A 12,500-nucleotide genomic window follows, 5' to 3' on the forward strand; every position below is an offset into this window, starting at 1 on the left:
CGCACGACGTGACGTCGTGCGGGCCGGCCCTGTCCCTCACCGCGGTCAGGCCGCCAGACCGGCCACACTGCCCGCGGCCTCGACCGCGAGGCGGAGCAACTGCCCCGGGGTCTGCGCCTCCTGGATGGCCTCGTCCCCCATGCTGAAACCGTACTCGCGCTCCAGCGCGCCGACGGTCTCGAGAACCGCGATCGAGTCGTAACCCAGCTCGCTGAAGGTCACGTCCGCGATGTCCCCGTCCAGGTCGACGCCGTCCCCCGCCCCCGCGGCGGCGCGCAGGGCGCGGACGATGTCCTGAAGGGTGATGAACTCCTGTGCTGCCATGGCTTTTCCTCCGGTGAATTGTCGGAACTGCCCCTCCGGTGCGGAGGGAGGTTCACTGGTGCGAGGTGCGGCGAGCAGCCGGGGCGCGCAGCACCATCGCCGAGTTGAAGCCGCCGTAACCACGGGCCAGGACGAGCGCGGTGCGGGTGGGCACGGCGCGCGGTTCCCCGGTCACCAGGTCGATGCGGTGGGCCGGGTCGGGCATGGCCACGTTGACCGTCGGCGGGATCACGCCGTCCCGGAAGCCGAGCAGCGCGGTGGCCAGGTCGAGCGGCCCGCCGCCCGAGTACAGCCGCCCGGTCATCGTCTTGGGGGCGGTGACCGGGACGCCGTGCGGGCCGAAGACCTCGCACAGCGCCGCGGCCTCGGCGGCGTCCTTGTCGGGAAGGCCGGCCGCGTCGGCGTACACCACGTCGATGTCACCGGGCGTGCATCCGGCGTCGGCGAGGGCCCCCAGGATCGCCGCCCGCAGGGCGGGTCCGCGGGAGCTGCCGGGGGGCGGGTCGAAGGTGGCGGCGTGCCCGGCGACCGACCCGTACGAGCGTGCTCCCCTGGCGCGGGCCGACTCCTCGGGTTCGAGGACGAGGATGGCGCCGCCCTCACCCGCCACATAGCCGTTCGCGGTGTCGGCGAACGGGGTGAAGGCACGGGCCGGGTCCTCCGAGGTGCTGAGCAGCCCGGTGGCGATCTGCGCGGTCCACCCCCACGGGCACAGCGCCGAGTCCACGCCGCCGGTGACCATCAGGGTGGCGCCGCCGCGCAGTTGCCTACGGGCGTGCGCCACCGCGTCGAGTCCGCCGGCCTGGTCGGCGACGAGCACGCCGCTCGGGCCGCGCATACCGTTGCGGATGGAGATCTGGCCGGTGTTGACGGCGTAGAACCAGGCGAAGGACTGGTAGGCGCTGACGTACTCGTTGCCCTTGCTCCACAGGTTCTCCAGCTCGCGCTGGCCGAACTCGAAGCCTCCGGAGGCGCTCGCCGTGACCACGCCCGCGCCGAGGGTGTGGAGTTCCTCGGGGCCCGCCCCCGCGTCGAGGACCGCCAGGTCCGCGGCGGTCAGCGCGAGCCGGGTCATGTGGTCGGTCTGCGGCAGGAGCCGGTCGGGCAGGTGTGCGGCCGGGTCGAAACCGGTGACCTCGCCGGCGAGCCGGGAGGGGTACTGCGCGGGGTCGAAGCGGGTGAGGCGGCGGATGCCGCTCTCCCCGCGCAGGGTCGCCGCCCAGTACTCCTCGGTGCCGAGGCCGTTGGGGGCGACCACACCGATTCCGGTGACGACCGTGGTGAATGCGGTGCTGCTCACTGAGCGAGTCCTCCTCTCTCGGTGCCGTTGCCGGTGAGGACCACGGCGCTCTGGAACCCTCCGAAGCCGCTGCCGGTGCTGAGCACCGAACGGACCGGCGTCTCGCGCGCGGTCAACGGCACATGGTCGAGGTCGCAACTCGGGTCCGGGTCGTGGAGGTTGGCGGTGGGCGGTACGAGCCCGTGGCGCATCGCCAGCAGGCAGGCGGCCACCTCCAGGGAACCGATCGCGCCCAGCGAGTGGCCGATCATCGACTTGATCGAGCTGACCGGTGTGGTCCGCGCGTGCACGCCGAGGCTCGCCTTGATGGCGGCCGTCTCGTGCAGGTCGTTCTGCTTGGTTCCGGATCCGTGCGCGTTGACGTAGTCGAGCTTCCCGGGTTCGACCCGGGCCTGGGCGAGTGCGGCGGTGACGGCCTGGGCCAGTTCGGCGCCGTCGGAGCGCAGCCCGGTCATGTGGTAGGCGTTGCTGCGGGTGGCGAAGCCGGCCACCTCCGCGTGGATGTGCGCGCCGCGGCGCAGCGCGTGCTCCAGCTCCTCGAAGACGAAGACGGCCGCGCCCTCCCCGAGAACGAAGCCGTTGCGGCTCCGGTCGAACGGGCGGGAGGCGTGGGCCGGATCGTCGTTGCGCGGTGAGGTCGCCCGGATCGCGTCGAAGCAGGCCAGGGTGATGGGGGAGATCGGGGCGTCGGTGGCGCCGCCGACCACGACGTCCGCGGAGCCCTCCCGGATCAGCGCGGCGGCGTGGCCGACCGCGTCCAGACCGGACGTGCAGCCGGTGGACACGGTGTTGACCGGTCCCTCCGCGCCGACCCGCCAGGCGACCTCGGCGGCGACCGAGCTGGGCACCAGGTAGTCGTAGAGGTGGGGTACGCCGTAGCGGTGGTCGGTGAGGGTCTTGCGGCCGCCGTCGCTGACGACGACGTACTCCTCCTCCAGGCTGGTGGTGCAGCCGACCGCGGTGCCGATGGACACGCCCGTGCGGTGCGGGGGCAGGTCCGCGAAGAGCAGGCCGCTGTCGGCCACGGCCTCGTCGGCGGCGACGGCCGCGAACTGCGCGGAGCGGTCCATCCGCCGGATCTCCTGCGGGGTCAGTCCCGCCTCCTCCGGGTGGAAGTCGCACTCGGCGGCGATCCGCGACCGGTACCGGGAGGCGTCGAAGGAGCTGATCGCGCGGGTGGCGGTGCGACCGTTCGCCAGCACGTCCCAGTACGCCTTTGCGCCGATTCCCCCTGGAGCGACGACCCCCAGCCCCGTGATGACGACTCGTCGAGTCATCCGAACTCCTCCCGTTGCTACCCGTCGTTGGTGCTTCGACGGTGGCACCGGGCCATGGAGCCGGGCTGGAGAGACACTGCACGCCGTCTCCCGCCGACCGCTCTCCACGGGACGGCGAGCGAGCCTCCAGTACGCCGCCCTACGGTCCGGTCAGGCTCGCAGACCACCCATGGAGGCTACGCATGCGGTCCATCCGCTACCACAGCTACGGGAACCCCGAAGTCCTCGCTGTCGAGGAGGCCCCGGTGCCCACCCCCGGCCCCGGACAGGTCCTGATCAAGTCCGAGGCGATCGGCGTGAACTTCGTCGAGACGCAGCGCCGCAGGGGCACCGGACCGTTTCCGCCGCCGCTGCCGGCCACCCCGAACGGCGATGTCGTCGGACGGGTCGAGAAGGTGGGCGCCGAGGTGACCACGGTCGCCGTCGGCGACCGTGTGGCGGCGCCCGTGATGGGCGGCGCGTACGCGGACTTCGTCCTGGCGGACGCCACGTTCCTGGCCCCGCTGCCGGACGGTCTCGACGCGGCCCAGGCCAGCATTCTGGCCTCTCCCGCGCAGACCGCGCTGTGCGTGCTGAAGACGGCGCGCATCCAGCCCGGTGACACCGTGCTCGTGCACGCGGCGGCCGGGGCGATCGGGCACCTGATGACCCAGCTGGTCCGCCACTACGGGGCGGGCCGGGTGATCGGTACGGTCGGTTCGCCCGCGAAGGCCGAGTTCGCGCGTGAGCACGGCACCGATGTCGTCGTGGACTACAGCACGGACGGCTGGACCGACGAGGTCCTCAAGGCCACCGACGGCGAGGGCGTCGACGTCATCCTCGACAGTGTCGGCGGCGACATCCTGCTCGCGGGTCTGGACGTGCTCAAGCCGTTCGGCCGGCTCGTCTTCTACGGCGCCTCCGGCGGCACCCTGCCGCAGGTCCCGGCGATGCGCCTGATCCCGATGAAGCACGTCGTGGGCTGCGGTCTCGACCAGTGGTGGCAGCACCGCCCGGACGACATCCGGACCGGTCTGCAGGAGCTGATCGGCCATGTCACCGAGGGCCGGCTGAAGGTGCACGTGCACGCCGAACTGCCGCTCACCGAGGCCGCCGCCGCCCACCGGATCATCGAGGACCGCGCCCAGCTCGGCCGCATCCTGCTCCGGCCGTGACCCGGCCGACCATCGACGCCCGTACTTCGAACGGAAGGACCATCATGCCCGAAACGGTTCAGCGCCTCGCTCTGGTCACCGGTGCCACCAGCGGCATCGGCCTGGCGGTCGCGCGCGGCCTCGGCCAGGACGGCCACCGGGTGTTCCTGTGTGCCCGGACCCAGGAGAACGTCGACACCGTCGTCAAGACCCTGCTCGACGAGGGGATCGACGCCGACGGCGTCGCCGCGGACGTGCGGGACCCCGCGTCGGTGCACGACTTCGTCCGTACCGCCGCCGAACGCCACGGCCCCGTCGGGGTCCTGGTCAACAACGCAGGCCGCAGCGGCGGCGGGGTCACGGCCGACATCGCCGACGAGCTGTGGCTCGACGTCATGGCCACGAACCTCAACAGCGTCTTCTGGGCGACCCGCGAGGTGCTCGGCACCGGCGGGATGCGGGAGAGCGGCCGCGGCCGCATCATCAACATCGCGTCCACCGGCGGCAAGCAGGGTGTGGTGCTCGGCGCGCCGTACTCGGCGTCGAAGCACGGGGTGGTCGGCTTCACCAAGGCGGTGGGCCTGGAGCTGGCGAAGACCGGGATCACCGTGAACGCCGTGTGCCCCGGCTACGTCGAGACCCCGATGGCCGAACGGGTCCGGCAGGGCTACGCCGCCGCCTGGGACACCACGGTCGAGGACGTGCAGGAGCGCTTCAACGCCAAGATCCCGCTGGGCCGTTACTCCACGCCGGAAGAGGTGGCGGGTCTGGTGCGCTACCTGGCCGGCGACGTCGCGGCCTCCATCACCGCGCAGGCGCTCAACGTCTGCGGCGGACTCGGCAACTACTGACCGCACCGCAGTCGAGGAGCGAGAGGACAAGCAGCAGATGTCAGCAGCAGTGGAGCACCACACCGAACACACCGTCCTGATCGACGCACCGCCGTCCGAGGTGTACGCGGTGATCGCCGATGTGACCCGGTGGCCGGCGGCGTTCACCCCGACCGTGCACGCGGAGGTGCTGGAGAGCACCTCGTACGACGACGGTACGAGCGAGGAACTGATCCACCTGTGGGCGCAGGCCAACGGCGAGGTGAAGGACTGGACCTCGCGCCGCACCCTCGATCCGCAGAACCTGCGGGTCGGCTTCCGGCAGCAGCTCAGCGCCCACCCGGTGGCGGCGATGGGAGGTGACTGGTTCGTCGAGCCGTCCGGTGACGGGGGCACGCTCGTCCGCCTCACCCATGACTACCGCGCCGTGGACGACTCTCCCGAGCACCAGCGGTGGATCGCGCGGGCCGTCGAGAACAACAGCACGGCCGAGCTCGCCCGGCTCAAGGACGTCGTGGAGAACGCCGTGTCGAGCGGCGAGGCCGTGACCTTCTCCTTCGAGGACTCGGTCACGGTGGCCGGCTCGGTCGCCGACCTGTTCGCCTTCGTCGACCGGGCGGACGCCTGGCAGGAGCGCCTTCCGCACGTGGCCCGGGTCGACTTCACCGAGCAGCCGGGCGGGATTCAGGTCCTCGAGATGGACACCCGGGCGCCGGACGGCTCGATCCACACCACCCGTTCGATCCGGCTGAGCTTCGCCCCGGACTGCATCGTCTACAAGCAGCTGGTCCTGCCCGGTCTGCTGGCCGCGCACACCGGCCGGTGGACGTTCACCGAGACCGGCGACGGTGTGGTCGCGACGTCCCGGCACACGGTGACGATGAGGCCGGAGAAGGTGACGGCCGTGCTCGGCGCGGACAGCACGCTCGCCGACGCCAAGGCGTACGTCCGCAAGGCGCTGGGCACCAACAGTCTGGCCACGCTGGGTCTGGCCAAGACGTACGCGGAGTCCCGTGGCGCCCTGGTGGAGGCGTCATGACCGCGCCCGTGCAGACGGCCGGGCCCGCGTCGCGGGAGATCCAGGCCGAGGTCCAGGACTTCTACGCCCGGCAGATGCGGCTGCTCGACGAGGGCCGGGCCGAGGAGTGGGCGGAGACCTTCACCGAGGACGGCGTCTTCGAGCAGAACGTCAAACCGGAGCCCTGGCGTGGCCGCGCGGAGATCGTGGCGCGGATGCGAGTCGGTCTGGACCGGCTCGCGGCCCGCCCGGTGACCCGGCGCCACTGGCTGGGGATGCTGATCGTGGACGAGGGCGAGGAGCCCGGCACCTGGCGCTGCCGGTTCTACGCCCTGGTGTTCGAGATCCCGGACGGTGGCGATCCGCGGCCGCATCTGAGCGCTCCCGGCGAGGACCTGCTGGTCCGCGGGGAGGACGGGCGACTGCGGATACGCCACCGCCTGGTGGAGCACGACGGAGCCGTGTGACGTACGGCAGTACGGCAACGGCCCTCCGACAGCGGCGGTTGCCCAGGGCGACGCCCCCCGGCCGGCCTCAGGCGAGGCAGGTCAGGGGGCGTCCGCCGTTGAGCGTCACCATCTCGTGGAACACCGGAGCCGAGGGAAGGTACGCCCCTTCGGGAGCGCCCTCCAGTTCGGCGCACGCCCGGTGCAGATTGGCCACCAGGCGCTCGGGGTCCCGCAGCTCCGCGAACTCGCCGTAGCCCGCGTCACGGGCGACGGTCAGCGGATCCGTACGGCGTCGTACGCAGTACGCGGCGAGGTCGAGGACCCGAGCGAGATATGCCTCGGTCAGCTCGAACACCTCCGGCCCGCACACCGGTCCGTGCCCGCAGACGATCCTGCGGGCCCCCAGGGCGCGCAGCCGGCCGACGGCCCGCACAAGCCCCCGTACAGAGCCCATCAGGGCGAACGGAGTGCAGTCCGACATCAGCAGGTCGCCGGCGAACAGCACCCCGGCGTCGGGCAGCCACACCGCGGTGTCATTGGTGGTGTGGGCCACGCCCGGGTGCAGCAGCTCGGCGGTCCGGCCGTCACCGAGATGCACGGACAGGGACTCCGTGTAGGTGAGGTCCGGCAGGGCGACGCTGAGGTCGCCCCATTCCACGTCGGGCCACACATGAGTCAGAGCGAGCCCGCGCTCCGCCATCTCGGCGCGGGTCCGCTCATGCGAGACGACGACCGCACCGTCCGAGAACACGAAGTTCCCGTGGGTGTGGTCGCCGTGGTGGTGGGTGTTGACGACGGTCCGTACGGGCAGCGGGGTCAGGCCGCGCACGCTGTCGCGCAGCCGTTCCGCCCGTGCCCTGGTGGCCGCCGTGTCGACGAGGAGGACGGAACGGTCGCCGACGACGACACCCGCGTTGTTCAGGCACCAGCCGCCATCGGGCTGGACCCACGCGTGCACGCCGTCGGCGATCCGCTCCAGGCAGCGGTCAGGCATGGACTGCCGGCAGACCCTCCTGAACGACCTCGCACACATGCGGGTCACCCTTGATGATCGGCAGCAGCTGCTCGAACTGGGCGCGGAACTCGGGCGTCTTGAGGGCGTCCTGGAACGCCTCCTGGGACTCCCATTCCGCGATGTTGAAGTAGACGTCCGCCTCCTTGGTGGAGCGCACGAGTCGGAATCGGATGAGGCCCGGGCGGGCGCTCATGATTTTCCCGATCTCCGCGTAGATCCTTTCGAACTCCGCGGGCTCCCCGATCATCGTGAGGCGGTTCATGAATACAACCACAGCAGTAACTCCCATCCGGAGGGTGTCCAACCCTGAAAACGTTAGGCGCATCCACTGGAAGGCCAAGTGAGACCGCATGGAACAGACCTCGTCACTCCCTATGCACGAGTACGCCTCCATCGTTCCTCACCTGGGCTTTCATCGATCTCCTGGTAAATCCGGCCGGCCGGTACGTTCGATGGCGCCAAGCCCCTTGGCCAGAGCGTCACTTCGGCCGTGGACATCCGTCCGAACCGATTGCTAGCGTCGCGGTCGTTCTCGGATGCACCCGGACATCACCTTCCTGAGGAGACCACGTGGAATTCGGAGTTCTCGGCCCTGTCGTCATGAATGACGGTGGAATTTCGCATCTTCCGTCCGCACCGAAGACGCGCCAGCTTCTTGCGCTGCTGCTGCTCAACGCGAATACGCCCGTACCGGCCTCGATATGCATCGAGGAGCTGTGGGGGACGCAGGCGCCGCGCAGCGCGGTGCAGACCCTGCACACCTATGTGCTGCACATCCGGCGCGCGCTGGCCGGCTGCCCGTCGGTCACGACTCCCGAACAGCCGAAGCAGATCCTCGTCACCAAGCACCAGGGCTACCAGATCAGCATCGAGCCGGGCAGCCTCGATCTGCACCACTACGAGCGCCACATGAACGACGCCCGCGCCGCCCAGGCGTCCGGCGACGACCAGCGGCTGGCCACCGCGCTGCGCGCCGCTCTCGCCGTGTGGCGGGGGCCGACTCTGGTCGACGTGCCGGCCGGGCCGCGCCTGGAGGCGCGGATCGCCGGCCTGGAGGAGACCAGACTGACCACGTTCGAGCGCTGCGTCGAGGCGGAGTTGCGCCTCGGTCTGCATCACGGGCTGCTCGGCGAGCTCCGGGCGCTGACGGCCGACCACCCGACGCACGAGAACCTGCACGCCCAGTACATGCTGGCGCTGTACCGGTCGGGACGCGTGGCACAGGCCCTGGACGTCTACCACACGCTCCGCGAGAAGCTCAACGACGAGCTGGGCCTCGAGCCCTCGCCCCGACTGCGCCATCTGCAGACGGCGATGCTCGCCGCCAATCCGGCGCTCAGCGTGGAGACCGCCCGTGACGCGGCCCTCTCGCTCGACCTGCTCGACCCCCGCGGGGCCGCGGAGGGCCTGGAAGCGGTACGGCGATGACCGCCGCGGCACAGCACACCACGGCCGGCTCGGCGTACGTCGAGGCCCTGGCCGGGGTGCCGCCCTTCACCGGTCTGCGGATCACCGGCGCCGAGCGGCCCACGGCCACCGGCTTCGCCGGCCTGACCCTGTTCGTGACGGCCGAGGAACCCGACGGCACCGAGCGGAAGTTCGTGGTCAGGGCGGCGCCGTGGGACACCCGGGTCTACCCCGAGCCGCGGATCGCCGAACAGTACGAGTTGCTGCGCGTCCTCGGCCGGGACACCGGCGTCCCGGTCCCGGCCGTCCACCACTGCGAACCCTCCGCGCGCCTGCTCGGCGGCCCGTTCTTCGTCATGGACCTGATCCCCGGTCAGGTACCGCCGGACTTCCCCTCGTACCACAGACAGGGCTGGATCACCGAGCTGTCGGCCGAGGACCGCGCCCGCCTGTGGTGGGCGTCCCTGGAGGCGATGAGCGAGGTGCACCGGGTCGACGCCGACCGGCTCGGCCTCGGTTTCGTGGCGCCGCCGGACGGCGGAGCGCCCGGGACCGCGCAGCAACTCGACCACTACGCACGGCACATGGAGTTCTTCGGCTGTGCGGGTGACCCCGTGCTCTCGTCGGCGCTGTCCTGGCTGCGCGCGCACCTGCCCGCCGAACCCGGCCCGCCGGGACTGCTGTGGGGCGACGCGCGGCTCGGCAACATCGTCTACGGGGAGGACCTGCGGCCCGCGGTGCTGCTCGACTGGGAGATGACGGGGCTCGGGCCGCCCGAGGTCGACCTCGGATGGTTCCTGTGGATGGACAGGTTCCTGAGCGAAGGCATCGGCGCCGAACGACTCGCGGGCCTGCCCGGGCACGAGGAGACCGTGCAGCGCTACGGCGAACTCATCGGCCGCGCCCTCGCCCCTCTCCCCTACTACGAGATCCTGGCCGGCTTCCGCTTCGCGCTCATCACCAGCCGAGTGGAGCGGATCGTGCTGGCCGCGCGGGTGATGCCGCCCGGCGTCCCCCTCGTCCTGCACTCCAACGCCAAGGCACAACTGGGGCGGGCACTGGCCCGGATCACCGGCTCCTGACCGCGGCCATCCGCCCTCGAGCTGCGCTCCAGACGCCCCTGACACGCTGAACGGGTTCAGTCCTTGTCCAGATCTCAGGCCACACCTCTGGGGGCGAGCGTCCATGCCTGTCGAACCCGAACAGTTCCGGAGAATCTTCGGAGCACTCTCCAGTTCCGTCGCCGTGATCACCACGGCGGGCGCGGACGGCCCGAAGGGGTTCACCTGCACCGCGGTGACCGCGGTGTCGAAGAACCCTCCCCTGCTGCTCGTGTGCGCCGACAGCGGATCCCACACCCTGCCGGCCATCCGCGACTCGAAGGGCTTCGCGGTCAACTTCCTTGCCGCGGGCCGCGGCGCGCTGGCCGACCGCTTCGCCTCCTCCGACGAGCGCAAGTTCACCGGTACGGCCTGGACGCCGTCACCGCACGCCTGTGGCGCCCCGGTCCTCATCGAGGACACCGTGGCGGTCGCCGAGTGCCGGCTGCGCACCGCCGATCTCGTGGGCGACCACTGGGTCCTCGTCGGCAGCATCGAGCACGGCAGTCACGTACCGGACGCCGCGCCCCTGACGTACTACCGCCGGACGTACGACACCCCGTCCGCGCACCGACTCGTCACCACCCCCTAGGCCCCGGAGAAGCCATGAAGTTCGGAATCAACCTCTTCCCCACCACCGGGCCCGCCGACAAGAGCGCGGTCGACCACTTCGACGACGCGCTGCGCCTGGCTGTCCTCGCCGAGGAACTGGGCTTCCACCATGTGAAGACGGTCGAGCACTACTTCTTCGACTACGGCGGTTACAGCCCCGACCCGGTGACCTTCCTCGCCGCCGCGGCCGCCCGTACCAGGCGCATCCGGCTGATCACCGGTGCGGTGATCCCCGCCTTCACCCATCCGGTGAAGCTGGCCGGGCAGCTGGCGATGCTGGACAACCTCTCGCACGGCCGGCTCGACGTGGGCTTCGCCCGCGGCTTCCTGCCGGACGAGTTCGCCGCTTTCGAGATACCGATGGACGAGAGCCGTGAGCGCTTCGAGGAGGGCGTGGAGGCGTGCGAGCGTCTCTGGGCGGGCGAGGACGTGGTCTTCAGCGGCCGCTTCCACCGCTTCGGCCCGGTCACCCTCCTGCCGCGCCCGGCTCAGCGCCCGTATCCGAAGGTGCTGGTCGCCGCGTCGATCACCCCGGAGTCCTGCGAGGCCGCGGGCAGGGCCGGACGCGGGCTGATGCTGGTGCCCTCGATCAACAAGCCCGAGCGCACCCGCGAGATGATCGACCTGTACTGGCGGTCCCGCGCGGAGGCCGGCCACGACCCGGCCGCCGGCGAGGTCCACCTCAGCTACAGCAGCTACCTGCACGAGGACGCGGCCACCGCCCGGGAACGCGGCCGCGGCTACTCTGCCTACACCAACTCCAAGATGGTGGAGGCGGTGTCCGCCTGGGCCCACACCCGCAGCGGCGACTACGACGGGTACCAGCGCATCGTGGCCAAGGTGAACAGCGCCAACTTCGACAAGCAGGTCGACGAGGGCAAGGCGCTGGTCGGCTCGCCCGAGCAGGTGCGGGCGCAGGTGCGGCAGATCCGGGAGTGGTACGGCGACTGCACGGTCAGCCTTCAGGTGATCTCGGGCAACATGCCGTACGAGGAGTCGGCGCGCACCATGCGGCTGTTCGCGCAGGAGGTGATGCCGGAGTTCACCGGGGAGCTCGGCGACGCGGGCACCACGGCGTCCACGACCGCCACCGCCTCCTCGGCCTCGATGCCCGGCGCGGTGCTCACCGGCTGAGCGAGGCCTGCGGGTCTGCGGCCATGCCGGCGGCGAGCGTGGCGCCGTCGGCCGGGTCGATCAGCAGAAAGGCCCCGGTGCCGCGGGAGCGGGCGTACGGATCCAGCGGCAGCGGCTCAAAGGTGCGCAGCACCATCGAGCCGATGTCGTTGACGCCGAGGCTGTCCGGCCGGTCCTGCCGGCTGGGCCGCCGGGTCAGGCCCATCTTCTGCGGCAGGCCCTTGACCAGTGCCCCGACGGTCCGGGTGCCGTGTTTGAGCAGCACCCGGTCGCCGGGTCTGAGCGGGCGTTCGTGGAGGTGGCAGACGGTGGCCTCGATGTCCCGGGTGGCGGCCGGCGCGGCGTCGGAGGGAGCGATCACGTCCCCGCGGGAGACGTCGACGTCGTCGGCGAGCAGCACCGTGACGGACTGGGGCGCCCACGCGGTGTCGACGGCCCGGCCGAGCAGGTCGATCCCGGTGATCTGCGACGTCCGGCCGGAGGGCAGCACGCTGACCTCGTCCCCCACGCGCAGCACACCGGCGGCGATCCGACCGGCGTAGCCCCGGTAGTCGGGGTGCTCGGCGGTCTGCGGCCGGATCACGTACTGCACCGGCAGACGGGCCGGGAAGAGGGAGGGATCGGTGCCCACGGGGACGCTTTCGAGATGCTCCAGGACGGTGGGCCCGCCGTACCAGTCCATCCGGACGGACGGTTCCACGACGTTGTCGCCGGCGAGGGCCGAGATCGGGATCGCGGTACACCAGTTCTCCTGGGGGTTGCCCCCAGGCCCCCAGCCGGGGACGCCGAGTTCGGAGGCGTACGCGGTGAACTCCTCGGCGATCGCGGCGAAGACGGGCTCGGCGTAGTCGACGAGGTCCATCTTGTTCACGGCCAGGACCACGTGCGGCACGCGCAGCAG

Annotated in this window: 13 protein-coding genes and 1 pseudogene; 8 read left to right on the forward strand and 6 right to left on the reverse strand. The window is 71.3% G+C overall.

Annotated features, from left to right (window positions below; all coding sequences use genetic code 11):
• Positions 1-45: 45 nt before the first annotated feature.
• The 3 genes from ACFV9D_RS38555 to ACFV9D_RS38565 are packed head-to-tail and all read right to left on the reverse strand — an operon-like array spanning position 46 to position 2,901.
• Complete coding sequence (locus ACFV9D_RS38555) at positions 46-324, reverse strand: acyl carrier protein (RefSeq protein WP_385157688.1); 279 nt, start codon at positions 322-324, stop codon at positions 46-48.
• Positions 325-376: 52 nt separating this feature from the next.
• Positions 377-1,624 (reverse strand): ketosynthase chain-length factor, encoded by a 1,248-nt coding sequence (locus ACFV9D_RS38560; protein WP_385157690.1) that lies wholly within the window; start codon positions 1,622-1,624, stop codon positions 377-379.
• Positions 1,621-2,901 (reverse strand): beta-ketoacyl-[acyl-carrier-protein] synthase family protein, encoded by a 1,281-nt coding sequence (locus tag ACFV9D_RS38565; protein WP_385157692.1) that lies wholly within the window; start codon positions 2,899-2,901, stop codon positions 1,621-1,623. The genes ACFV9D_RS38560 and ACFV9D_RS38565 overlap by 4 nt, the downstream gene beginning before the upstream one ends.
• A gap of 182 nt (positions 2,902-3,083) precedes the next feature.
• Between ACFV9D_RS38565 and ACFV9D_RS38570 the strand changes: the two genes are divergently transcribed.
• Genes ACFV9D_RS38570 through ACFV9D_RS38585 form a run of 4 tightly spaced genes read left to right on the forward strand, consistent with a single transcriptional unit; the run spans position 3,084 to position 6,349 of the window.
• Positions 3,084-4,055: a zinc-binding alcohol dehydrogenase family protein gene (locus ACFV9D_RS38570; RefSeq protein ID WP_385157694.1), complete on the forward strand. Its 972-nt coding sequence runs from the start codon at positions 3,084-3,086 to the stop codon at positions 4,053-4,055.
• 44 nt (positions 4,056-4,099) lie between these two features.
• The gene (locus ACFV9D_RS38575) at positions 4,100-4,885 is read left to right on the forward strand and encodes an SDR family NAD(P)-dependent oxidoreductase (RefSeq protein WP_385157697.1); all 786 of its coding nucleotides are present in this window, start codon (positions 4,100-4,102) and stop codon (positions 4,883-4,885) included.
• A gap of 37 nt (positions 4,886-4,922) precedes the next feature.
• Positions 4,923-5,903 (forward strand): aromatase/cyclase, encoded by a 981-nt coding sequence (locus ACFV9D_RS38580; protein WP_385157700.1) that lies wholly within the window; start codon positions 4,923-4,925, stop codon positions 5,901-5,903.
• Positions 5,900-6,349, forward strand: a complete 450-nt coding sequence (locus tag ACFV9D_RS38585; RefSeq protein WP_385157704.1) for a nuclear transport factor 2 family protein — start codon at positions 5,900-5,902, stop codon at positions 6,347-6,349. Before ACFV9D_RS38580 ends, ACFV9D_RS38585 begins: the two co-directional genes overlap by 4 nt.
• A 67-nt stretch (positions 6,350-6,416) precedes the next feature.
• On the opposite strand, the gene ACFV9D_RS38590 is transcribed toward ACFV9D_RS38585, so the two are convergent.
• The gene (locus ACFV9D_RS38590) at positions 6,417-7,325 is read right to left on the reverse strand and encodes an MBL fold metallo-hydrolase (protein WP_385157707.1); all 909 of its coding nucleotides are present in this window, start codon (positions 7,323-7,325) and stop codon (positions 6,417-6,419) included.
• Positions 7,318-7,608, reverse strand: a complete 291-nt coding sequence (locus ACFV9D_RS38595) for an antibiotic biosynthesis monooxygenase family protein (protein ID WP_385157710.1) — start codon at positions 7,606-7,608, stop codon at positions 7,318-7,320. The genes ACFV9D_RS38590 and ACFV9D_RS38595 overlap by 8 nt, the downstream gene beginning before the upstream one ends.
• A 308-nt stretch (positions 7,609-7,916) precedes the next feature.
• On the opposite strand from ACFV9D_RS38595, the gene ACFV9D_RS38600 reads away from it, so the two are divergent.
• From ACFV9D_RS38600 to ACFV9D_RS38615, 4 genes are all read left to right on the forward strand, one after another.
• Positions 7,917-8,774, forward strand: coding sequence for a BTAD domain-containing putative transcriptional regulator (locus tag ACFV9D_RS38600; protein WP_385157713.1), 858 nt, complete (start codon positions 7,917-7,919; stop codon positions 8,772-8,774).
• Complete coding sequence (locus tag ACFV9D_RS38605) at positions 8,771-9,835, forward strand: phosphotransferase family protein (protein ID WP_385157716.1); 1,065 nt, start codon at positions 8,771-8,773, stop codon at positions 9,833-9,835. The genes ACFV9D_RS38600 and ACFV9D_RS38605 overlap by 4 nt, the downstream gene beginning before the upstream one ends.
• Positions 9,836-9,938: 103 nt before the next feature.
• On the forward strand, positions 9,939-10,445 hold the full coding sequence (locus ACFV9D_RS38610) for a flavin reductase family protein (RefSeq protein ID WP_385157719.1): 507 nt from the start codon (positions 9,939-9,941) through the stop codon (positions 10,443-10,445).
• A 14-nt stretch (positions 10,446-10,459) separates the two neighbouring features.
• Complete coding sequence (locus tag ACFV9D_RS38615; protein WP_385157722.1) at positions 10,460-11,599, forward strand: LLM class flavin-dependent oxidoreductase; 1,140 nt, start codon at positions 10,460-10,462, stop codon at positions 11,597-11,599.
• Here the strand turns inward: ACFV9D_RS38615 and ACFV9D_RS38620 are convergent.
• Positions 11,589-12,500: pseudogene (locus ACFV9D_RS38620) on the reverse strand (hypothetical protein); the annotation flags it as partial. The gene ACFV9D_RS38615 and the pseudogene ACFV9D_RS38620 overlap by 11 nt on opposite strands.

The organism is Streptomyces sp. NPDC059875 (assembly GCF_042731085.1).
Classification (GTDB): Bacteria; Actinomycetota; Actinomycetes; order Streptomycetales; family Streptomycetaceae; genus Streptomyces.

What these genes read in the sequence shown, in the direction of transcription:
- ACFV9D_RS38555 (WP_385157688.1), bottom strand. Translation starts at nt 324, where the DNA reads ATGGCAGCACAGGAGTTCATCACCCTTCAGGACATCGTCCGCGCCCTG.
- ACFV9D_RS38565 (WP_385157692.1), bottom strand. Translation starts at nt 2,901, where the DNA reads ATGACTCGACGAGTCGTCATCACGGGGCTGGGGGTCGTCGCTCCAGGG.
- ACFV9D_RS38570 (WP_385157694.1), top strand. Translation starts at nt 3,084, where the DNA reads ATGCGGTCCATCCGCTACCACAGCTACGGGAACCCCGAAGTCCTCGCT.
- ACFV9D_RS38575 (WP_385157697.1), top strand. Translation starts at nt 4,100, where the DNA reads ATGCCCGAAACGGTTCAGCGCCTCGCTCTGGTCACCGGTGCCACCAGC.
- ACFV9D_RS38580 (WP_385157700.1), top strand. Translation starts at nt 4,923, where the DNA reads ATGTCAGCAGCAGTGGAGCACCACACCGAACACACCGTCCTGATCGAC.
- ACFV9D_RS38585 (WP_385157704.1), top strand. Translation starts at nt 5,900, where the DNA reads ATGACCGCGCCCGTGCAGACGGCCGGGCCCGCGTCGCGGGAGATCCAG.
- ACFV9D_RS38590 (WP_385157707.1), bottom strand. Translation starts at nt 7,325, where the DNA reads ATGCCTGACCGCTGCCTGGAGCGGATCGCCGACGGCGTGCACGCGTGG.
- ACFV9D_RS38595 (WP_385157710.1), bottom strand. Translation starts at nt 7,608, where the DNA reads ATGAACCGCCTCACGATGATCGGGGAGCCCGCGGAGTTCGAAAGGATC.
- ACFV9D_RS38605 (WP_385157716.1), top strand. Translation starts at nt 8,771, where the DNA reads ATGACCGCCGCGGCACAGCACACCACGGCCGGCTCGGCGTACGTCGAG.
- ACFV9D_RS38610 (WP_385157719.1), top strand. Translation starts at nt 9,939, where the DNA reads ATGCCTGTCGAACCCGAACAGTTCCGGAGAATCTTCGGAGCACTCTCC.
- ACFV9D_RS38615 (WP_385157722.1), top strand. Translation starts at nt 10,460, where the DNA reads ATGAAGTTCGGAATCAACCTCTTCCCCACCACCGGGCCCGCCGACAAG.